Source organism: Sinobacterium norvegicum (genome assembly GCF_923077115.1).
In the GTDB taxonomy this organism is placed as follows: domain Bacteria; phylum Pseudomonadota; class Gammaproteobacteria; order Pseudomonadales; family Sinobacteriaceae; genus Sinobacterium; species Sinobacterium norvegicum.
Genome location: NZ_CAKLPX010000003.1, coordinates 487114 through 507343 on the forward strand (window position 1 = coordinate 487114; position 20230 = coordinate 507343).

Sequence of the window (20230 nt, forward strand, 5' to 3'; positions counted from 1 at the left end):
TGTACGTATTTACAGCAGGCTCGAGTCGTTTCAATCTAACTATCGCTTTATTAATCATCGAATATATTAAACAGAGGGTGAACTGTAATGGTTCTTTCGGATAAAAATCGCAATTTTGTTACTGTTTTAGAATCAGAGGTCAACCGCAGAGTCGGCGCGGAAGAACGGGAACAAGTGATTCAATTCGCCAAACAGTTTCTGCATAATTTCCCTCTCGTCGAATTAGAGAGTCGCAATCTCAGCGATAGCTACGGCATGATTTATTCGCTGTGGCGCCAGCTGCAGCGCTTTGATAAGTCCGCGCCGAAAATCACCATTTTTAACCCCGAACACGAGAAAGACGGCTGGCAGTCGAAGCGAACGATTGTGGCTGTTTTGAGCCGGGATATGCCCTTCTTAATGGACTCTGTTCGTATCGAGTTCAACCGTCGCAACCTGGTCATCCATACGATACACAGCTCAGTGCTCGGCACAGACCGCGACGGCAGCCATAATATAATCTCTATGGTCGACAGTGAAGAGGCCGAGAAGAACCAGAAAGAAGCCTTGCTCTACCTCGAAATCGGTAAGAACACCGATGCCATCGAAGTCGCCAACTTAAGCGAGACAATTAAAGAAATCCTCGCGGAAGTGGAATGTGTCGTTGATGATTGGCCGGCTATGATGAGCTTGGTCGAAACGGCGAACAAAGAAATTGAGGAGCCTATTCACGGCTCTAATGAAAGCGATCAAAAAGAGGTGCAGTTATTTTTATCTTGGTTGGCAACGAATAACTTTACCTTTTTGGGCTATGAGAAACTGCAGGTTAATTACGATGGCGTCAAGCCAATGGTTGAACAGCAGTCGGGTTCCGCCCTGGGTTTAACCAAACTGCGAGGCACCATGGGGTGTTCCGAGTTACAGGACGAGTTGAGTCACAATGTCCAGCTGGCCTCAAACCTAGATGGCATTATTACTTTTTCAAAATCCTCTGTCCGCTCCCGAGTACACCGCCTAGCTTATCCTGATTATGTTTCGCTGAAGTCTTTCGATCAGGATGGCCGAGTCATTGCTGAACACCGTTTCCTCGGCTTGTACACTTCAAATGTCTATACCATCAGCCCGCGCCAAATCCCTGTTATTCGCCGTAAGGCCTCAGCTATTCTGGCTCGCTCCGGTCTCGATATTAAGAGCCATGATGGCCGTGAATTATTGCGAGTCTTAGAGACCTATCCCCGTGATGAATTGTTTCAAAGCACCACCGAAGAATTGTTTAAGACAGCAGTAGAAATTAACCACATTCAAGAGCGACGTATTGTTCGTCTGTTTATGCGTCGAGATGGCTTTGGTAAGTTTGTCACCGCCACAGTCTATACCCCACGAGATATTTACAATACCGATTCGCGTCAGGTTATACAGGAGATACTGTCGGCAGCGATAAACGCCGAAGAGGCAGAATTTACCACCTATTTCTCCGAGTCTATTTTGGCCCGTACTCACTTCGTCTTCCGCGTCGATAATAATCAGCAAGTTGACTTTGATGTCGCCAAGCTTGAGTCCGAATTGGTTAAGGCGACCAAGGAGTGGGGAGAGCAGTTACGTGAAGTATTGACAGATGACTTCGGCGAAGAGAAGGGGACTGTTATTGCGGCTGAATACGCCAACGCCTTCCCGCCGGGTTATAAGGATGACTTCGAACCACGCACCGCCGTCGCCGATATTCGCAAGGCTCAGGCCCTGGCGAAATCAGGCACGATAGAAATGAGTTTCTATCGTGTGATGGAAGAGCGTGACAATATGCTGCGTTTCCGCCTGGTTAATTTCGATGAGCCCTTGGCGCTATCCGATATATTACCCATTATGGAAAACTTGGGACTGCGGGTGGTTTCCGAGCGCCCCTATGGCATTACGCGTCGTGATGGACGCAAGGTGTGGATCCATGATTTCAGTTTGATCTACAGCCTGTCGAATACCATCGACGTGGACTCGGTGAAGGATAAGTTCCAGCAGGCATTCTTGAGCATCTGGCAGGGTAATGCCGAGAGTGATTCGTTCAACAAATTGCTACTCGGCACCTCGCTGGGATGGCGCGATATTGCCCTGTTGCGGGCCTATGCACGTTACATGAAGCAGGTTGCCTTCCCCTTCGGTGAAAACTATATCGCCGACACCCTGTGTAGCCACCTTGACATTACTAAGGAAATCGTTCGCCTTTTTAAGATCTCCTTCGATCCGAACCTGAGTCTGAATGATGATCAGCGCCGAGCCAAGGAGGATATTCTCAACCGCCGTATTATTGCCGCTCTCGATAACGTGAGCAGCCTGAGTGAAGACCGGGTTATTCGTCACTACTTGGATTTGATTCAGGCGACGCTACGCACCAACTTCTTCCAGTTGGCCGCCGACGGTGAGCCGAAACCGTATTTCTCTTTCAAATTAAATACGCAGGCGGTGCCTGAGATTCCGGCACCACGACCAGAGTTTGAGATATTTGTGTACTCTCCCCGAGTCGAGGGTGTCCACCTGCGTGGTGGTAAAGTTGCCCGTGGCGGCTTGCGCTGGTCCGATCGCTATGAGGACTTCCGCACTGAGGTGCTGGGTCTGGTGAAGGCACAGCAGGTGAAGAATGCTGTCATTGTGCCAGTGGGAGCCAAGGGCGGCTTTGTCGCTAAGAATCTCCCCATTAACGGTAGTCGCGAAGATATTCAAGCAGAGGGTATTGCCTGCTATCGTTTGTTTATTCAAGGCCTGCTCGACATTACCGATAATATTGTCGCGGGTGATGTGGTGCCGCCAGAAAAGACCATTCGTAAGGATGAAGACGATATATATCTGGTTGTTGCCGCCGATAAGGGCACGGCGACATTCTCTGATATCGCTAACGAAATTGCCCACAGTTATAATTTTTGGCTGGGTGATGCCTTTGCCTCGGGTGGCAGCATCGGCTATGACCACAAGAAAATGGGTATTACTGCCCGCGGTGCCTGGGTATCGGTTCAGCGCCACTTCCGAGAGATGGGCATCGATGTTCAAAACACTGAGTTCAGCGTTGTTGGTATTGGCGACATGTCCGGCGATGTCTTTGGTAATGGCATGCTGTTGTCGGAGAAAATTCAGTTGCAAGCGGCCTTTAACCACCTTCATATTTTTGTCGATCCAACGCCTAATGCGGCGGCTAGTTTTGCCGAGCGTCAGCGTTTATTCGATCTGCCACGTTCGAGCTGGAGCGATTATGATGACTCGTTGATCTCTGAAGGTGGCGGTATCTTCTCGCGTCAGGCTAAGTTTGTGCCAATCAGCGAACAGATGAAAGCAGCCTTTGGTATCAGCCAGGATCGACTGACACCTAACGAGTTGTTAACCGTGTTGCTCAAAGCCGAGGTCGACCTGGTATGGAATGGCGGTATTGGCACCTACGCTAAGGCGAGCACAGAGACCCATGCGCAGGTGGGTGATAAGGCTAACGATGTGATCCGGGTTGACGGCAGAGACCTGCGCTGCAAGGTGATAGGAGAGGGCGGCAACCTTGGTTTTACCCAGCTAGCCCGCGTTGAATTCGCCCTGCAGGGGGGGCGTGCCAATACCGACTTTATCGATAATGCCGGTGGCGTCGATTGTTCAGACCATGAGGTTAATATTAAGATCCTACTCAATTCGGTCGTGACCAACGGCGATATGACGGAGAAGCAGCGCGTTAATCTGTTAGAGGAGATGACCGACTCAATCAGTGACTTGGTGCTGAAAAATAACTATCGTCAGGTGCAGGCATTGAGTCTGGCCGAGCGTCAAGCGGTGCAGCGTTCAGCCGAGTACGCCCGCTACATCAATCAACTGGAGGCCGCCGGTCAACTCGATCGTGAGCTTGAATTCCTGCCCGATGACGAGACTCAAATGGAGCGTTTGGTGCAGCTTAAAGGCTTGACCAGACCAGAACTCTCGGTATTGATTTCATACAGTAAGTCGATACTTAAGGCTGATTTAGCAACCTCTGACATACCGGATAACCCGTATTTGGCGCAGCGTATTGAAACTGCCTTTCCCGCCCGGTTGCAGGAGCAGTTTAAGGACAATATGTATAATCACAGCCTGCGTCGCGAAATCATCGCCACCGAGGTTGCCAACGATATTGTTAATACCATGGGCATTACCTATTACCATAAGTTGGTGAATGCGACGGCGGCCGATGCCTGTGATGTGGCCCGTGCCTATATCACCGCCAAGGATATCTTCCGTGTTGACGAGGTGCGTCAGCAAATCGAAGCCTTGGATCACCAGGTTGATGCTGAAGTACAGATGCGCATGTTGGATATGATTATGGCGATGATTCGCCGCGCCAGCCGCTGGTTTATCCGTAATCGTCGCAGCACTATCGAACCCGAGGTCGAGGTGGCCAACTTTGCTGACAAGGTCAAGTTGCTGTCTGTCGATATCAATAAATACCTCAAGGGCAACCTCGAGGATGTCTGGGGGATTTCGACCCAATACTTTATCGATCAGGGGGTACCGGAGCCATTGGCAAACTATGTGGCTGCGACTCCCATGTTGTTCTCTTGCCTCGGCATAATAGAGGCTTCGCAGCATACTGATATGTCGTTGGAAGCTGTCGCCAAGACTTATTTCGCCGCCGGCGAGCAGTTGGATCTCCCCTGGTTTACTCAGCGTTTATTGGCGTTGAGCACAGAGAATCATTGGCAGGCCTTGGCCAGGGAAGCGTTGCTGGATGATGTTGAGTGGCAGATGCGGGCGATAACTGTCGGCATTATGAACCAGTGCGGTGAACAATGTGCCGATGCGGATGCCGCGGTGGCAGATTGGATTGAAACACAGCGCTGTCAAGTGGATCGCTGGCAGTCGACAATGACGGAGTTGCACGCGACGGTCAATCAAGAATTTGCCATGTACTCGGTCGCCATTCGTGAGTTGTTAGACTTGGCGCAATCTGCCAGTCATCAGCCCGAGGCCTGATAAACCGCTGGTGAAAAAAGCAAACGCCTGTTGCCATCGGTAATAGGCGTTTTTTTATGCCTGCTGGCCCCGGCTGGTGCCGGTAGCAGAAGGTTGATAATTGCCATCGCTGCTCAACAGATAATCGCGTATAATGCGCCGGAAAATCGGCTATTGCCGTTGAGAATGGTCAAAAATCACCTGAAATCGCCAGTAGGAAGCCCTATGTATTCTTTGTTCCGCAGTATTCTTTTCCAGATGCAGCCTGAAACATCGCATAATGTATCGATGAAACTAATGACGTTGGCGAATAAAGTGGGTGCTCTTCGCCTAGTAGCAACGCCAATCAAGCCGCAACCATTGACCGTGATGGGGGTGGAGTTTCCTAATCCGGTAGGTCTAGCGGCAGGCCTGGATAAGAACGGTGACTATATCGAGGCCATGGGCGCGCTGGGTTTTGGCTTTGTCGAACTCGGTACCGTCACGCCGCTGGCACAGCCGGGCAACCCGCAGCCGCGCTTATTCCGCCTGCCAGAGCATCAGGCCATTATTAACCGCATGGGTTTTAATAATAAGGGTGTCGATCACCTTGTTGAACAGGTGAAAAACACGGCGTTCAAGGGTGTTATCGGTATTAATATCGGTAAGAACAAAGACACACCGAATGACAATGCTCTCGATGATTACCTGATTTGTATGCGTAAGGTGTATCAGCATGCAGATTATATCGTGGTCAATCTATCGTCGCCGAACACCCCGGGCTTACGAGACTTACAGTTTGGTGAGCCGCTGGAACAGCTGTTGGCGGGCTTGAAAACCGAGCAAAAATCACTGGCGGAACAGCACGGAAAATATGTTCCTGTGGCGGTTAAAATCGCCCCGGACATGAGTGAAGACGATATTGTTCAAGTGGCTGGGGCGATCAAGGCCTCGGGTATTGACGGCATTGTGGCGACTAACACCACTATTGATAAAACGGCGGTCGCCAGTAGTCCGCTGCATACTGAAGCCGGTGGCTTGAGCGGTGCACCGGTGACGGATAAGTCGACGGCGGTGATTGCCAAGGTGCGTGAGGTCGTCGGTGATGAGATGCCAATTATCGGTGTCGGCGGCATCTTAAATAGTCAGCACGCGGTGGATAAGATTCACGCCGGAGCCAACCTTGTGCAGGTTTACAGCGGCTTTATCTATAAAGGCCCCGATTTGATCCGTGACAGCGTTGCGGCTATCCGCGTTCTGGGGTCTTAAAAAAAACCCTGTTAGCTAACAGGGTTTTTGTCGATAGGGAAAAATGAATGTAAGCGAGAGGCTTGATTAATGTCGTGTTGCCGATTGGATGCCAGAGACGCCGGTCATGCCGTCCCAGTTATCACAACGGCCTTCTCGCCATCCATTGAGCCAATTTTGGCGTAGGTTAATATCCTCGTGGGGGCAGCCATCCTTGGGTTTTCCGGCCACGCCGGCTAAGTATCCTCGGTGTTGAGCGCGGTCGTTCATGTCGCGTTTTTGTCTTCTCATTACTAACCTCAGTCTTATTACTAGGGTAAATTCCCGGGAGTGCGAGGCACAGAAACATACGCAGGTTGTGCCTGCGGGACCAGCTTTCGAGGGGATTAACATCACATCGTAACAACAGCGTGTCGCGCGAATCGTATGGGCAGTGCTAAAATCGCAGTAAGATAAGTACACCATAGCTTTATGGGCGCTGCGACAAACAAATTATTATAGATTTTATTGCCGATATAGCTTGTGGTAATAAAGTTTAACGGCGTGTGTTGTTTCAATGGCTTAGTCTCGTTATTGCGGGGTTGTATAAGCTCGGGCAATATACAAAAACAATTTTAGATCTTTTTTTTATAGGCATGCCTGCGTCACCTAGTGGCGGTAAACAGCGCACTGGCCATTATCATTTGAGAGTTCAATGAGCGAATCAATCGAGTATTTTATTAGCTGTCCACGCGGTCTAGAAGAGTTACTGCGTGATGAAGTATTGGCCCTTGGCGCCGACAAGGCAGCGACCAGTGGGGCCGGTGTTAAGGCAGAGGGTGATTTAGCTCAGCTTTATCGGGTGTGGATGTGGTCACGTTTAGCCAGTCGTATCCAGTTGCCGCTGGCGCGCGTAGAGCTTACCGAGGTTGAGGCGCTGTACAACTGCGCCCGCAATATCGCGTGGGGTCAGCATTTCAATGCTAACCAAAGCTTTGCGGTGGATTTTTCCGGCACCAACCGAATGATCAATAACTCACAATTCGGTGCCTTGAAGATTAAAGATGCGATCGTCGATTATTTTCGTGATAGTTACGGTGTACGCCCGGATGTCGATAAGCGTGACCCAGAGATTCGTATTCAGGCCAGAATGGCAAAAGGCTATGTCAGTATTGCTCTTGATATCTCCGGTGGTCCACTGCACCGTCGTGGTTATCGTCTGCAGACGGGTATTGCGCCGATGCGTGAAAACTTGGCGGCGGCAGTTCTGATGCGCGGGGGCTGGCCTGAAATTGCCAAGCAGGGCGGCGCGTTAATCGATCCGATGTGTGGTTCCGGCACGCTGTTAATCGAGGGCGCGATGATGGCGGCGGACATCGCTCCAGGCCTGAACAGAGAGAGTTGTGGTCTCGATAAATGGCGTGGTCACGATGCCGACGTCTGGCAGCAGGTGGTTGATGATGCTCAGCTGCGAGCGGCCAAGGGTGTGGCAGAGGGTTTGCCGGAAATCCGCGGCTACGACGCCGCCATCAACATGGTACAGCGCGCCGAGCAAAATATTGTCAGCGCCGGGCTGGCCAAGCATGTCAGAGTCTCGGCCAAGTCGGTCGAGCGCCTGAGTCAGCCGACACACATGGAAATAACCAGTGGCCTGGTTGCCTGTAACCCACCCTACGGTGAGCGTATTGGCGAGGTCACCGACCTTATTCCGCTGTATCGTCAGCTGGGCAGCCGGTTGAAATCTGAGTTTGAGGGCTGGAAATCGGTGGTGATTACTTCCAACCCTGAACTCGGCAAGAGGATGGGGCTTAAGGCTCGTAAGAAATACAAGGTTTTCAACGGTCCATTGGAAGCGCAGATACTCTGCTTCGATATTATCGAGAGTAACTTTGTCGGCGACCGGAACGCCGAGCCCGCCGCGGGCAAGGCGAAACATGATACTGAGGCCGATAGCACTGTGGTGTTATCGGCTAATGCGTTGATGTTTGCTAATCGACTGAAGAAAAACCAGAAAAAATTAGCCAATTGGATCAAGCGTGAGAACATCGAATGTTATCGTTTATACGATGCCGATATGCCAGAGTATGCTGTCGCTGTCGATATTTATGGCGACAAGGTGCAGATCAGCGAGTATAAGCCACCGGCTTCGATCGATGAGAACAGTGCCCAGCGCCGCCTGCTCGATACTATTGATGCGACGGCACAGGTATTGAAGATCAACCAAAGCCAAATCAATGTGAAGCAGCGTCAGCGCCAAAAGGGTAAACAGCAGTACGAGCGCAAAGAGGGCAGTGGTGAATACTTCACGGTGAAAGAGGGACAGGTTGAGCTAGAGATTAACCTCACCGATTACCTCGATACCGGTTTGTTCTTGGATCACCGTCCGGTACGTCAATTTATTGCCAGTCAGGCCAAGAATAAACACTTCTTGAACCTGTTTTGTTATACCGGCACAGCCTCGGTTCATGCGGCAAAAGGTGGCGCGCTATCGACTACCAGTGTCGATATGTCGGCGACCTACCTCGATTGGGCCAAGCGCAACTTTAAATATAATAACTTCACCACCGGCACCGGTGTACGAGACAATCATCACCTGATTCAGCAGGACTGCATCAGCTGGATTAAACACAGCCACGAGAGTTATGATTTGATTCTGTTGGACCCGCCGACGTTTTCAAACTCTAAGCGGATGGATGGCACCTTAGACATTCAGCGTGATCAGGTGTCGCTGGTAGAAGATACCATGGCACTGCTAAAACCCGGTGGTCTGCTGATATTTTCGAATAATTATCGCGGCTTTAAAATCGATCCCATACTGGTGGAAAAATACAGTGTCGAGGATGTCAGTCATAAGACCCTCGACCCAGATTTTGTGCGCAACAAAAAAATACACCAGTGTTTTTATCTGCGGGCGAAATAATGCGCCCCGCAATATTTTAATTCACACTCTCGCAGAGACTAAGCCGCTACCACAGCGGCTTTTTTTATGGCTGACGATTCGCTGCAAGTAAATTTTGTCTTGGCTAATCAAGGGATTGCCATATTGACTACGGAGGACTATGTTAGCAGTAGTTTATTTAAAAATAACAGGGAGTAGTGCTATGGAAAATTTCGACATGTCAGGTTATGAGGACCAGGCCATTAATATTGCTATACAGCTTGGCTCGGCCATTCTTATTTATCTTGTCGGTATGATGGTTGCCCGCATGGTCACCGGATTTGTTAACCGGGCGATGGAGAAAAAAGGTATTGAGAAAACGGTCAGCGCCTTTGTCGGTAATATTATTCATGGCCTGGTGGTTGGTTTGGTCTTGGTTATCGTGCTCAGCCAGCTCGGTGTGCAGACCGCTTCGCTGGTGGCCGTACTTGGTGCCGCTGGTTTGGCCGTGGGTTTGGCGCTGCAGGGCTCGCTATCGAACTTCGCCTCCGGTGTATTGTTGGTGATGTTTAGGCCTTTGAAGGTTGGCGATTTTGTCGATGCTGGCGGTGCAGCGGGTACCGTTGAAAGCGTGACTATGTTTTCAACGGTCATCGTTACACCGGATAACAAACAGGTGACGGTGCCTAATACATCGGTGTTATCGGGCCCGATTGTCAATTACTCGGCCAAGCCTATTCGCCGTGTGGACTTGCTTGTTGGCGTTGCTTACGATGCCGACTTAGCACAAGTAAAGAAAATACTGGCGGATATAGTCGCCTCTGATGACAACGTACTAGAGGGCGAAGAGGTCACGATTGCGGTGAAAGAGCTGGCCGATTCCTCGGTCAATTTTGTGATGCGCTCCTGGGTTAAAAAGGAAAACTACTGGCCATCCTACTTCGATCAAACTGAAAAAGTTAAACTGGCGCTGGATGCTGCAGGCATTTCTATTCCCTTTCCTCAGGTCGATGTTCACTTTGAGAAAAGTGCTTAGATACTCTGATGTTAGACGCCAAACCATATCGGTTTGGCGTCGTAGAATTATGACGGGGAGTCAGTGATGAGATTAACAGTCTGTGTGGCGGCGTTATTTACAGCATCGGCCTGGGCTCAGGGCGAGGCCACTGAGGAGATAGATCAGTGGCAGGGCAGTGCCGAGCTTGGCTATATCAATACCTCTGGTAATACGGTGAGTTCGACGCTCAACGCCAAGGTGACTCTGGATGGTGACTTAGAGCACTGGCGTCACGCCTTTGAGGCCAGTGCTTACAACAATTCTGACGATGATGTTCGCAGTGCCGAGCAATACAATACTTTTTGGCAGAGTAATTACAAATTCAATGAGCGACAGTCGATTTTTGCTCGCTTCGAATACGATGATGATCGTTTCAGCGGTTGGGAGTATCAAGCGACGGTGACGGCAGGTTATAGTCAGCGTATTAATTTCAGTGAAAAGATGACACTCGATCTCGATGCCGGTCCTGGTTATCGCTACTCTGCTTACGATAAAGATTTTAAAGATGATGATGGTAATCACGCCTGGCAGCCTGAGTTGGGCAATGATGTCAGCGAGGCGATGGTCAGACTGGCCGCTGATTATAATTGGGCTTTGTCTGATACCGCGAGTTTTCAGCAACAGCTGAGCACAGAGGCTGGTGAGGAAAACGTGATCAACCGTTCGATTACCTCATTAACCATGGATTTGACCACCGTGCTGGCATTGAAGTTGAGTTATGACGTCAAGTTCACCCGTGATGTATTACCCTCTGTCAATCAATACGATAGAAAAACCATCATTTCCATCCTCTATAATTTTTGACTAGAGCGGTTGTTCGCTTATTTTAGGTTGTTGTTTTTAAACGCTTTGGCAGGAAGGAATGTATTTTTCTGACGATTTGGACAGTTTTTCTTGAGAATTCAGTGGTGAAGCCTCATAATTCGCCCGTATGGGCCCACTGCGTCAGCCATATCTGTTCTGACTTAGACCAAAGATGCTTGTACCGTCTATAGTAATTTAATTCGCACAGTAAATTAGAGATTGGTTCTATGCACGTCGAAACAGAGATCAAATTGGGCTTTAAAGATGTTCTTATTCGCCCCAAGCGTTCAAAGCTAAAAAGTCGTTCACAAGTCAGTGTTGAACGTACCTTTACCATGGTTAACAGCGGCCAAGAGTGGACAGGCGTCCCAATTATTGCTGCCAATATGGATACCGTGGGCACCTTCGAAATGGCTGCCGCTCTGGCTAAGCACAAAATTTTAACCGCTGTTCACAAACACTACACTGTTGATGAGTGGAGTGACTTCATCAAGTCACAGGATGAAGATATTGTTGAGCGGGTCATGGTGTCTACCGGTACCGGCGAGGCAGACTTCAGTAAGGCAGAAGAGATTTTTGCCCGTCACCCAGAGCTGAAGTTTATCTGTATCGATGTAGCCAACGGCTATTCGGAGCATTTTGTCGGTTTCCTGCGTAAGATGCGCGCCAAATATCCTACCAAGACTATTGTCGCCGGTAATGTGGTGACAGGTGAAATGACTGAAGAATTGATTCTATCCGGTGCCGACATTGTAAAGGTGGGTATTGGCCCCGGCTCTGTCTGTACCACTCGGGTTAAGACAGGCGTCGGTTACCCCCAGTTATCGGCCATTATTGAGTGTGCCGATGCCGCCCACGGTGTCGGTGGCTTAGTTGTCGGTGACGGTGGCTGTTCAATGGCTGGTGATGTCTCAAAGGCGTTTGGCGGCGGTGCAGATTTTGTTATGCTCGGCGGTATGTTGGCCGGCCATGACGAGTCTGGCGGCCAGGTTGTAGAGCGTGACGGTAAACAGTACAAGCAGTTTTACGGCATGTCTTCCACCACGGCAATGGATAAGCACTCCGGTGGTGTTGCCGGCTATCGTGCCTCAGAGGGTAAGACGGTTGAAGTCGCCTACCGCGGCCCGGTGAATAATACTGTCAGCGACATTCTCGGCGGTGTCCGTTCTACCTGCACCTATGTTGGTGCCTCCCGTTTGAAAGAGCTGTCTAAACGGACGACGTTTATTCGTGTGCTGGAGCAAGAAAACCGGGTCTTTGGCATGGAATAAGTGATTTACTCAACGTAAATTGTTTATGATCAAAGCGAGGCTAGTGATAGTCTCGCTTTTTTTATGGGTGGCTGTCAGGGCCTAATCGAGACACAGGAGAGGACATCATGGCCACTGAGAAACAGAAAATGCTATCCGGTGAGTGGTATAACCCGAATGATAAAAAGCTGCAAAAACTGCGTTTACAGGCCAAGCACCAGTGCCATCGCTTTGGTCAGTTATCCCCGGAGGCTAACAGTGAGCGCAAGGCGATAATCCAACAGTTGCTGCAGGTGGAATCCCGAGCCGATATAGAGCCGCCATTTCACTGCGACTACGGCTTTAATATACACCTCGGCAAGCACTTCTTCGCCAACCACCATTGCACTATTCTCGACGCCGCCAAGGTGGTTGTCGGTCAGCACTGCATGTTCGGCCCCAATGTGGTTATTACCACGGTTAATCATCCGTTATCGGCCGAGCAGCGTCGAAGTGGTATTGAGCAGGCAAAGGCGATTACTATTGGCGATGATGTATGGCTGGCGGCCAATGTCACTGTCACTGCAGGCGTGACTATTGGCAGCGGCGTGGTCGTGGGGGCAGGGAGCGTGGTGCTCGGCGATTTGCCAGCCAATACCCTCTGCGTAGGGGCACCCGCACGGGTGGTGAAAAGTCTTGTTTAGTGACTGTTGCGCTGCAGCTGCTTGATGAGATCGCTGACGATACGCTCGCTGCGCTGCATTAATTCAGTATCGCTGAATTGGTGGTTGGGGATGCATTCGAGGTCGGCTTGCAATTTGCCTGAATTCAGCCGGGCTTCCCCGTCTGCGCTTTGTTCAACAGTGGCGCGAAAAATAATCTTGTTGTGTCGATTACTGGTGTCATTGTCGGTGCAGAGGGGTTGCTCATTCTGTAACGAAGGTGGGCAATGTTTTGTGTTGGCGCCGAAGCGCATAGCTGATAATCGGGCGATAATCCTAGCGAAGAACCTCATTGGCTAAAACCCTCGTTGCCATTAGCCATAATTGTCTGCGGACACTCCTGCAGAAAGCAGCCTATCCAGTGCTGAATACTGACGGGCATTGGGTGGCTGAGTAGCGTGTGTTTGCCGTCCATAAATTGCGCTGCTGTTGCCTTGTCGGCGGTGATCAGCTGGGCACGGCAGTCATTGCGCTGTCGGTGGCAGAGCACGAATAACTGAGGTGTTTGACTCAATAAATTTTGGCTGTAAGACTCCCTCTCGCTGTTGTAGAGCGATAGCGCCAAGGTGTGTTCACGTTTATCGGTACTGTTGTGCTTGCTGATATGGCTTATTTGCCAGTCGGCATTGGGTTGGTTTGAGAGGTTGATGCACTGCTCGAATTCGATCTCGAAATCGCGGCAACTGTCTTGGAGTTTAAGCATAGTAATAGCCTACCAGCGTATTTTTTACGACGATTTAAGAGAGTAAATCGTTCTTTGTGTAACAAGAATAGAAGCATACTTAGCGGGCTGTTATACAAATTAACGATAAGCATCACGGAACAGAATGGAGGCCAGTTATTTGTTGCCAGCATCGGCTTTTCACGGTGAGTACCTGCTACCGCCAGACTCGCTGTTTTGTGTTATTTGATACTTGTCGGGTGAGTGTTTTTTGACCAAAAGACAATTGTTTAGCTTCTTTTTCAACAACTACTAAAAAAGTGGTTGACTCTGGCTGCCAAATCCCTAAAATGCCGCACCAAGCAAAGGGAAACATTCTTGCTTATGGGGCCTTAGCTCAGCTGGGAGAGCGCAACACTGGCAGTGTTGAGGTCAGCGGTTCGATCCCGCTAGGCTCCACCAATACTTCAAGCCACGGCTTACAATGCTTGTAGCTTGATGAAGAAACCGCCTTAGGGCGGTTTTTTTATGCCTGAAATTTGTATTTGGGGGACATTTCGGTGGCGATTGGCGATAAGTTGTCATTGAACACGGGTTTTACAGTCGTCGGGCAGGCTCAAGGCCAGCCGAACAAAGCCCTGGGTTAGCTGTGCTGACGAACCACCTTGCCGTTGAGAGAGCTCATTGGTCCGGATTTGATGTCAGCGTGTGTTTTCTTGTGTTACGAGCTCTATGACATCTCGGGCGAAATTATCGACAGCCTGCCAGTCAGTGAAGTCGGTAGTGCTATTTGGGTCAGTGGGGCCACCGGTTAACTTCATGATTAGGCGAATGAAGTGACGGTCAAAAAAACCACAGTCGGGATAATTGAGTTTGCCGGCAAAGACATTGGCAAGTAGTGGTTGCCAGCCGCTTTGTTGTAGTAACTTTCTCGCGTAAGGGTTGCTTTCAATGGTATTTTTGTTGGCTTTTCTGGCGACCAGATTGACAGAAAAAAACACGGATTTGGTCTTGTTTAACAGATTTAAATTTCGCCGAACAAATTGCTCGACGGCCTTGCCATGGGTGCCATAGCGAATGCTGGCGCCGAGTATAATACAGTTAAAATCAGTGAGGTTTATGTCGTCTATTGCTGTCAGGCTGACACACTGGCAGGACGTATCTTGCTGAGAAAAAATTCGCTCAACGAATGCGGCTATGGCTTTGGTATGTCCATCACAGGATGCGTATATAAGCAGAGTGTTTGTCATTATATTCACAGCGAAAAATAGTGTGTCGATATTACCTGTCAGGCCGGCGATTTCAATATCTATGCGCTTTTATCCAGGGTATACGCCGAGTAAATCAAACCGATAAACAATCTTTTACCCGTGGCCTGGCAATAGAGGTCTTTGTAATGTGGTGGTCCGTTGATATAGTCTGTTATTCGTGAGGGTGGCGTGCTAACGGATTACTCTTGCGATGAGGCGGTAGTGAAATTAAGAGTGCCATATTTGGACGATTATAGGACGCGAAACATTGCTCAGTTTGACAGCAAACGATATTCATTTGTGGTGGGTAAAGCCAGAGTCGATAATCAGTCAAGCATTATTGCAGCGCTATTGGACTATTGTCAGTGCCGATGAAGAGCAGCGCATTAAGGGGTATCACAACCAGCGACAACAGCACGATGGCCTGATTACACGGGTTTTAGTCCGCTACGTGTTAAGTCAATATGAGCAAACCCCTGAGGAAGGCTGGTGTTTTTCCAGTACAGCAGAGGGCAAGCCCCATATCGATTACCCTGCTTATTACCTAGGGCGTCGGCTATCTTTTAATGTTAGCCATACCGCCGGCATGATTGTCTGTGCGGTGACGGTGGGGCAAGCCGTTGGTTGTGATGTCGAGTGGTTGGCACGTAAAAATAGCCTGCAGGCCATCGCCGAGAAATATTTTTCTCCACAAGAGCAGGCGGCATTGTTCCGTTTGCCGGAACCGCTTCAACGTCGTCGTTTTTTTGATTTATGGACATTAAAAGAATCCTATGTCAAAGCCTGTGGACAGGGCTTGTCGATGGGACTGGATAGTATTTCATTCACCATAGCGGAGTCAGAAAACCAGCACGTTAATTGTAATGTTGACATGGCGGCTGTTACGGCTCAGAAACCCGAGCATCAATGGCAGCAGAGCTGGTTGATATTTCCCAGCGAGGCATTCACCGCCGCGATCACAGTCATCGGCCCCTCATCAAATGATTATCAGCCCAGACTGCTGCGGTGTTTCGATGCTGTACCGCTTGAATCTTATCAAGAGGTGGTACTTTGACGGCGACGGCAAAGGTGTTGCGCTGAGACGGGATTTGGTTACAAGGTATTGTTTCAACAATCTATTTTTTCATTATCGGTTTGCCTATCAGGGTATGATTAACTACGCTGTTATAACTAAAAATAATCGATTATTGGACACGTTATGTACAGGCGCCTGCGGCTGCTGATTACCGCCTTTTTAATGTTCACAGGCCTGTTGGCCCAAGTGAGTGTTGCGTTGGAAACGGCAACACAAGGCACAGTATTGCGCCTGGCAACCACAACCAGTGTGGAGTCATCAGAGCTACTCAGTCATTTATTACCGGATTTTCAGCGTCAGACAGGTATTCAAGTTGAGGTACTGGCTGTTGGCACGGGACAGGCGTTGGCCATCGGTCGCCGGGGTGATGCAGACCTATTGATTACCCACTCGCCCTCGGCTGAACAAAAATTGATTGATGATGGTGTGGTTATTACAGCTTATCCGTTAATGCATAATCGCTTCTTGCTCGTTGGGCCTATTGGTGACCAGGCTAATATTATGGCGATAACATCGATCGATAAAGCCCTCAGCCAAATAGCCAACAGCAAGCAAATGTTTATCTCTCGTGGCGATAACTCTGGTACGCATATGAAAGAGGTGTCGTTATGGCGAAAGATAATGATAACGCCAGATTGGTCGGGGTATTTATCCGCTGGCCAAGGGATGTCGGCCTCGCTTCGTATGGCGAATGAGTTATCGGCATATACCTTGACCGACAGAGGTAGTTGGCTGGCCCATCGTCACCAACTAGATAATTTACAAGCTTTTTCCGCCGCGGGAACATCGCTGTATAATCCGTATAGGATTTTAATGCTTAATCCAGAGGGATATTCTCACCTCAATTTTGAGGCGGCCGAGACCTTCTCGCAATGGCTGCTATCTGACACGGTGCAAAAAAAGATTGGGCAATTCTCTGCCGATGGATTGTGGCTATTCTGCCCAGCGAATAAACAGCAACGGATGCATTGTGAGTAATGATTACGACCAGTTACTGGTCTCTGCATTGGGGTTACTATTGCAAGCCGATAGTGAACTATGGGGAATAGTCGCGGTTTCATTAAAGGTATCGTTAACCGCCTTGCTGATTGCCTTAGTCCCCGCTATTTTTCTGGCTTACACCATGGTGTGGGCGAGGGGCTTTCCCCGCAAAACAATGCTGTTAGTGATGCGGACGCTACAGTCTTTTCCGACAGTGGTTATAGGGTTGATATTGTACTTGGCATTGTCGCGTCAGGGCTTCTTTGGGCATTTAGAGTTACTGTTTACCACCAAGGCGATGATTATAGCTCAGGTGTTGTTGGCATTTCCGATTCTGGTGACGCTGGCATTTAGTGGCTTTTTTAGTTTGCAAAACAAGGCAATGGAGACCGCTATCACACTAGGTATGGGGCGCTGGAGCCGGTTGTTGTTAATGGCTTGGGAGTGCCGACTAAGTTTAGTAACGGCCTTGGTGACCGCATTGGCTAGAATTATTACGGAGGTCGGGTGCTCAATGATGGTCGGAGGGAATATTCTCTATGTTACACGCAATATTCCCACGGCCATCGCATTGGAAACAGCCAAAGGAAACTTCGCCCAAGGTGTCGCGTTAGGTATCGTCATGCTGACCATGGCCCTATGCTTGAATTTCGTGATGTCATCATTAGATGGTCAGAGACCTGGAGGGCATTATGAAGGCAGAGCTTAAGTTAGATGGCATTCAATTTGGCTATGACAGCAAGCAACTGATCAATGTCAACCATTGCGTTTTTAGCAGTGGTGAGATTGTATGGCTTAAGGGGGAGAACGGTAGCGGAAAAACAACGCTGATGCGTCTGTTGGCGGGTTTATTAAGCCCATCCTCTGGCCGACTAAATTTGAAAGATCAGCAGGGCAATGTATTGAGCGCTAAACAACGACAAGAGCGGATAGTATATCTTCACCCAACCCCCTACTTGTTTGATATGTCCGTTATAAAAAATCTGAAGCTGTTTAGCAGAAGTAGTCACCCGGTAGCATTAAAACAAGCTCTGTCATTATTTTCTTTGGATGATATACAGCACTGGCATGTAAAAAAACTCTCGGCAGGCCAGCAACAACGGTTAGCCTTAGCGAGGGCCTGGTTGAAGAAACCGCTGTTTTTGTTGCTTGATGAAACACTGGTGCATCTTGATCAGCAAAAGCTAGGAATGATCAATGGCTTGCTGCAGCAGATGGTTGATGATGGCTGCTGTATTATTAGTTGTTCCCATCAAGCGGATGCGGTGACGTTTGGCAACAGTCGAGAAATTACCATTAAGAATGGCAGCCTTTACGAATTACCTACCAGTGTTGAGGCGCAGACCTATGGGTGATATTGCGGTGGCTATTCTGGCGGGGGGCGAGTCCAGTCGGTTGGGCGGCAATGATAAGGGCTTGCTGACGTTGGCTGGCAAGCCATTGGTAGAATATCTGCTGGCAGAGTTGGCGGTGGACTATTCGTCTCTGTATTTTATCGCCAATAGGAATCAGCAAGCATATAGCCGCTTTGGTTTTCCGGTTTATTCAGATCTAAAGCAAGGTTTTCATGGCCCATTAATGGGTATTGCCACTGCTTTACACTACTCAGAGAAACCGTGGACGTTGATTGTTCCCTGTGATGCCCCGAGGATTAATCGGCAGTGTATAAAGCAGTTGATCAATGAACGGGATAATAGTGAAAGTGATATTATTTTCGCTCGCGATAGTCAGTTCAAATTTCCAGTATTGGCGTTGATAAAAACTACGTTACTCGATAGTTTGTTACAGGCATTAGAGGATGGCGATAGAAAGATTGTAAAATGGTATTTTCAACATAAAAACTCATCGGTTGAGATAGATAAGTATTTCACGGCGAATATCAACACGGCAGAAAATTTACAGGAATTTGAGGCTGCGTTGGTGGCGAAAAAAGCAAAAGCGTTGAATTATCAGTTATTGCGGGGCCGGGTGCCGGTTGATGCTGCGGTGTGTCGTACGGCAATTTTGGGTGTTGCTGCCTTTAGTGGTACTGGCAAGACGACCCTATTAACTAAATTGTTACCGTTGTTGCGTCAGGGTGGCTTAAATGTAGCGGTGATAAAGCACGCCCACCATCTCTTTGATGTTGATAAGCCAGGAAAAGACAGTTACAACATTCGCCAAGCTGGCGCCCAGCAGGTATTGCTTTCCTCGGCACGGCGGGTGGCACTGATGGTCGAGAATCTAGAGGAAAAAGATCGAGAGCTTGCCGAGCTCTTGACGTTTATTGATTGCGCTAACATTGACTTAATAATGGTTGAAGGGTTTAAAAAAGAGCCTTTTGCAAAATTAGAGTTGCATCGAGAAAGCTGTGAAAAGCCATTGATTTGCAGCGGCGACAGCGCGGTATTAGCATTGGCTGCCGATAGCAATTGTGATGAAAAACCAGCGACGGTAATGGCGCTGGACTTGAATGATACAGAGGCTATCGCAGCATTTATAATCTACTATGTAGCCGCTTATGCAGAGGTATGATTGATGCTGGCATCTTGATCGATTAAATCCAGTACGACTCGTTCTTTGCCGTTAAAGATGAGAAAGTGTCGCCCTTTTGCTCTCGCAATCAGAGTGATATTAAGTTTTTGTGCCAGTGATAAACCCATTTCTGTGACGCCAGAGCGTGACAGCAAAATGGGGATGCCGATTTGAGCGACCTTCATCACCATCTCAGAAGTCAGCCTGCCAGTGGTATAGAAAATCTTTTCATCACAGCTGATATCGTCTATCCACATTAAACCGGCCAGGGTGTCGACGGCGTTGTGGCGGCCGACATCTTCGTTAAAGGCAATGATCTCGTTGCGTGAGCATATGGCGCAGCCGTGAACCGCACCGGCTGAGCGATAGGTGGTATTTACCCGGCTTAAAAGCTGACTGAGTTGGTATATCTCCGATTGACTAATTGTCATCTCGGGGAATTGAACGCCTTCGATTTGCTCGAGTAAATTACCGTAAATAGTGCCTTGTCCACAACCAGAAGTAACGGTTCGGCTATTCAGCTTTTCTGCAATGTTATCGGCTTCATTGCGAGTGTTAACAACGGCGGCGTTCACTTCCCAGTCAATTTGAAGGCTGATGACATCGCTGTATTGGCGGATAAATTGCTGATTACGTAAGTAGCCAAGAACCAAGGGGATGGCTTGGCTTCCCAGCGTCATAATCGTGACTATTTCTCGTTTATTGAGATAAATCGTCAGCGGGTTTTCGCCGGCAACGGACAGCTGTCGTAGCTCCCCTCTTTCATCAATAACCGTCGTTTCCTTTAGTAGGCAGCGATATTTTTGATTGATTTCCAGGGTCTTCATAGCGGGTATCTTTCAGTGTTTCATCGTTGGTTGGCTGCCGGCGTGGTTAATTCGCTGGCAAATGCAGTAACTCTCTAATATTAGTCTATATTTATTATCATGA

Annotated in this window: 17 protein-coding genes and 1 tRNA gene; 13 read left to right on the forward strand and 5 right to left on the reverse strand. The window is 49.0% G+C overall.

The genetic code is table 11. The features are described 5' to 3' along the window. The first annotated feature begins 87 nt into the window (after positions 1–87). Both L9P87_RS14250 and L9P87_RS14255 read left to right on the forward strand, forming a co-directional pair. On the forward strand, positions 88–4944 hold the full coding sequence (locus L9P87_RS14250) for an NAD-glutamate dehydrogenase (RefSeq protein ID WP_237445415.1): 4857 nt from the start codon (positions 88–90) through the stop codon (positions 4942–4944). A gap of 204 nt (positions 4945–5148) precedes the next feature. Further along, on the forward strand, positions 5149–6171 hold the full coding sequence (locus L9P87_RS14255) for a quinone-dependent dihydroorotate dehydrogenase (RefSeq protein ID WP_237445416.1): 1023 nt from the start codon (positions 5149–5151) through the stop codon (positions 6169–6171). Positions 6172–6237: 66 nt separating this feature from the next. Here L9P87_RS14255 and rmf read toward each other — a convergent pair whose 3' ends face one another. Then, entirely contained in the window at positions 6238–6441 is a 204-nt protein-coding gene (gene rmf / locus L9P87_RS14260) for a ribosome modulation factor (protein ID WP_237445417.1), read from the reverse strand. A 403-nt stretch (positions 6442–6844) separates the two neighbouring features. Between rmf and rlmKL the strand changes: the two genes are divergently transcribed. The 5 genes from rlmKL to L9P87_RS14285 all read left to right on the forward strand — a co-directional run bounded on the left by rlmKL (position 6845) and on the right by L9P87_RS14285 (position 12801). Next, positions 6845–9049, forward strand: coding sequence for a bifunctional 23S rRNA (guanine(2069)-N(7))-methyltransferase RlmK/23S rRNA (guanine(2445)-N(2))-methyltransferase RlmL (rlmKL, locus tag L9P87_RS14265; RefSeq protein WP_237445418.1), 2205 nt, complete (start codon positions 6845–6847; stop codon positions 9047–9049). A 181-nt stretch (positions 9050–9230) separates the two neighbouring features. Then, positions 9231–10043, forward strand: coding sequence for a mechanosensitive ion channel domain-containing protein (locus tag L9P87_RS14270; RefSeq protein ID WP_237445419.1), 813 nt, complete (start codon positions 9231–9233; stop codon positions 10041–10043). Positions 10044–10109: 66 nt separating this feature from the next. Then, positions 10110–10868, forward strand: a complete 759-nt coding sequence (locus L9P87_RS14275) for a DUF481 domain-containing protein (RefSeq protein ID WP_237445420.1) — start codon at positions 10110–10112, stop codon at positions 10866–10868. Positions 10869–11095: 227 nt separating this feature from the next. After that, entirely contained in the window at positions 11096–12139 is a 1044-nt protein-coding gene (locus L9P87_RS14280) for a GMP reductase (protein WP_237445421.1), read from the forward strand. Positions 12140–12246: 107 nt separating this feature from the next. After that, a complete protein-coding gene (locus L9P87_RS14285; protein ID WP_237445422.1) occupies positions 12247–12801 on the forward strand; it encodes a sugar O-acetyltransferase in 555 nt (184 codons plus the stop codon). Here the strand turns inward: L9P87_RS14285 and L9P87_RS14290 are convergent. Together L9P87_RS14290 and L9P87_RS14295 are read right to left on the reverse strand one after the other, a co-directional pair. Further along, positions 12798–13112 carry a hypothetical protein gene (locus L9P87_RS14290; RefSeq protein WP_237445423.1) on the reverse strand — a complete coding sequence of 105 codons (315 nt, stop codon included), beginning with the start codon at positions 13110–13112 and terminating at the stop codon, positions 12798–12800. The two genes, L9P87_RS14285 and L9P87_RS14290, sit on opposite strands and share 4 nt — an antisense overlap. Next, positions 13109–13522, reverse strand: coding sequence for a DUF3305 domain-containing protein (locus L9P87_RS14295; RefSeq protein WP_237445424.1), 414 nt, complete (start codon positions 13520–13522; stop codon positions 13109–13111). Before L9P87_RS14295 ends, L9P87_RS14290 begins: the two co-directional genes overlap by 4 nt. A gap of 344 nt (positions 13523–13866) precedes the next feature. On the opposite strand from L9P87_RS14295, the gene L9P87_RS14300 reads away from it, so the two are divergent. After that, positions 13867–13942, forward strand: a tRNA-Ala gene (locus L9P87_RS14300). A gap of 239 nt (positions 13943–14181) precedes the next feature. On the opposite strand, the gene hemG is transcribed toward L9P87_RS14300, so the two are convergent. Next, entirely contained in the window at positions 14182–14730 is a 549-nt protein-coding gene (gene hemG / locus L9P87_RS14305) for a menaquinone-dependent protoporphyrinogen IX dehydrogenase (protein WP_237445425.1), read from the reverse strand. 268 nt (positions 14731–14998) lie between these two features. Between hemG and L9P87_RS14310 the strand changes: the two genes are divergently transcribed. The 5 genes from L9P87_RS14310 to mobA all read left to right on the forward strand — a co-directional run bounded on the left by L9P87_RS14310 (position 14999) and on the right by mobA (position 19300). Next, positions 14999–15784, forward strand: coding sequence for a 4'-phosphopantetheinyl transferase family protein (locus tag L9P87_RS14310; protein WP_237445426.1), 786 nt, complete (start codon positions 14999–15001; stop codon positions 15782–15784). 144 nt (positions 15785–15928) lie between these two features. Then, complete coding sequence (locus L9P87_RS14315; RefSeq protein ID WP_237445427.1) at positions 15929–16783, forward strand: ABC transporter substrate-binding protein; 855 nt, start codon at positions 15929–15931, stop codon at positions 16781–16783. Beyond that, the gene (locus L9P87_RS14320) at positions 16776–17495 is read left to right on the forward strand and encodes an ABC transporter permease (RefSeq protein WP_237445428.1); all 720 of its coding nucleotides are present in this window, start codon (positions 16776–16778) and stop codon (positions 17493–17495) included. The genes L9P87_RS14315 and L9P87_RS14320 overlap by 8 nt, the downstream gene beginning before the upstream one ends. Continuing rightward, positions 17479–18141: an ABC transporter ATP-binding protein gene (locus tag L9P87_RS14325; protein ID WP_237445429.1), complete on the forward strand. Its 663-nt coding sequence runs from the start codon at positions 17479–17481 to the stop codon at positions 18139–18141. The genes L9P87_RS14320 and L9P87_RS14325 overlap by 17 nt, the downstream gene beginning before the upstream one ends. Further along, positions 18134–19300, forward strand: coding sequence for a molybdenum cofactor guanylyltransferase MobA (gene mobA, locus L9P87_RS14330; protein WP_237445430.1), 1167 nt, complete (start codon positions 18134–18136; stop codon positions 19298–19300). The genes L9P87_RS14325 and mobA overlap by 8 nt, the downstream gene beginning before the upstream one ends. Here the strand turns inward: mobA and L9P87_RS14335 are convergent. After that, entirely contained in the window at positions 19285–20127 is an 843-nt protein-coding gene (locus tag L9P87_RS14335) for a formate dehydrogenase accessory sulfurtransferase FdhD (RefSeq protein WP_237445431.1), read from the reverse strand. The two genes, mobA and L9P87_RS14335, sit on opposite strands and share 16 nt — an antisense overlap. Positions 20128–20230: the final 103 nt, after the last annotated feature.

Excerpts from the sequence above, each read along its gene's own strand:
- L9P87_RS14250 (WP_237445415.1), top strand. The coding sequence starts at position 88 with ATGGTTCTTTCGGATAAAAATCGCAATTTTGTTACTGTTTTAGAATCA.
- L9P87_RS14255 (WP_237445416.1), top strand. The coding sequence starts at position 5,149 with ATGTATTCTTTGTTCCGCAGTATTCTTTTCCAGATGCAGCCTGAAACA.
- rmf (WP_237445417.1), bottom strand. The coding sequence starts at position 6,441 with ATGAGAAGACAAAAACGCGACATGAACGACCGCGCTCAACACCGAGGA.
- rlmKL (WP_237445418.1), top strand. The coding sequence starts at position 6,845 with ATGAGCGAATCAATCGAGTATTTTATTAGCTGTCCACGCGGTCTAGAA.
- L9P87_RS14270 (WP_237445419.1), top strand. The coding sequence starts at position 9,231 with ATGGAAAATTTCGACATGTCAGGTTATGAGGACCAGGCCATTAATATT.
- L9P87_RS14275 (WP_237445420.1), top strand. The coding sequence starts at position 10,110 with ATGAGATTAACAGTCTGTGTGGCGGCGTTATTTACAGCATCGGCCTGG.
- L9P87_RS14280 (WP_237445421.1), top strand. The coding sequence starts at position 11,096 with ATGCACGTCGAAACAGAGATCAAATTGGGCTTTAAAGATGTTCTTATT.
- L9P87_RS14285 (WP_237445422.1), top strand. The coding sequence starts at position 12,247 with ATGGCCACTGAGAAACAGAAAATGCTATCCGGTGAGTGGTATAACCCG.
- L9P87_RS14290 (WP_237445423.1), bottom strand. The coding sequence starts at position 13,112 with ATGAGGTTCTTCGCTAGGATTATCGCCCGATTATCAGCTATGCGCTTC.
- L9P87_RS14295 (WP_237445424.1), bottom strand. The coding sequence starts at position 13,522 with ATGCTTAAACTCCAAGACAGTTGCCGCGATTTCGAGATCGAATTCGAG.
- hemG (WP_237445425.1), bottom strand. The coding sequence starts at position 14,730 with ATGACAAACACTCTGCTTATATACGCATCCTGTGATGGACATACCAAA.
- L9P87_RS14315 (WP_237445427.1), top strand. The coding sequence starts at position 15,929 with ATGTACAGGCGCCTGCGGCTGCTGATTACCGCCTTTTTAATGTTCACA.
- L9P87_RS14325 (WP_237445429.1), top strand. The coding sequence starts at position 17,479 with ATGAAGGCAGAGCTTAAGTTAGATGGCATTCAATTTGGCTATGACAGC.
- mobA (WP_237445430.1), top strand. The coding sequence starts at position 18,134 with ATGGGTGATATTGCGGTGGCTATTCTGGCGGGGGGCGAGTCCAGTCGG.
- L9P87_RS14335 (WP_237445431.1), bottom strand. The coding sequence starts at position 20,127 with ATGAAGACCCTGGAAATCAATCAAAAATATCGCTGCCTACTAAAGGAA.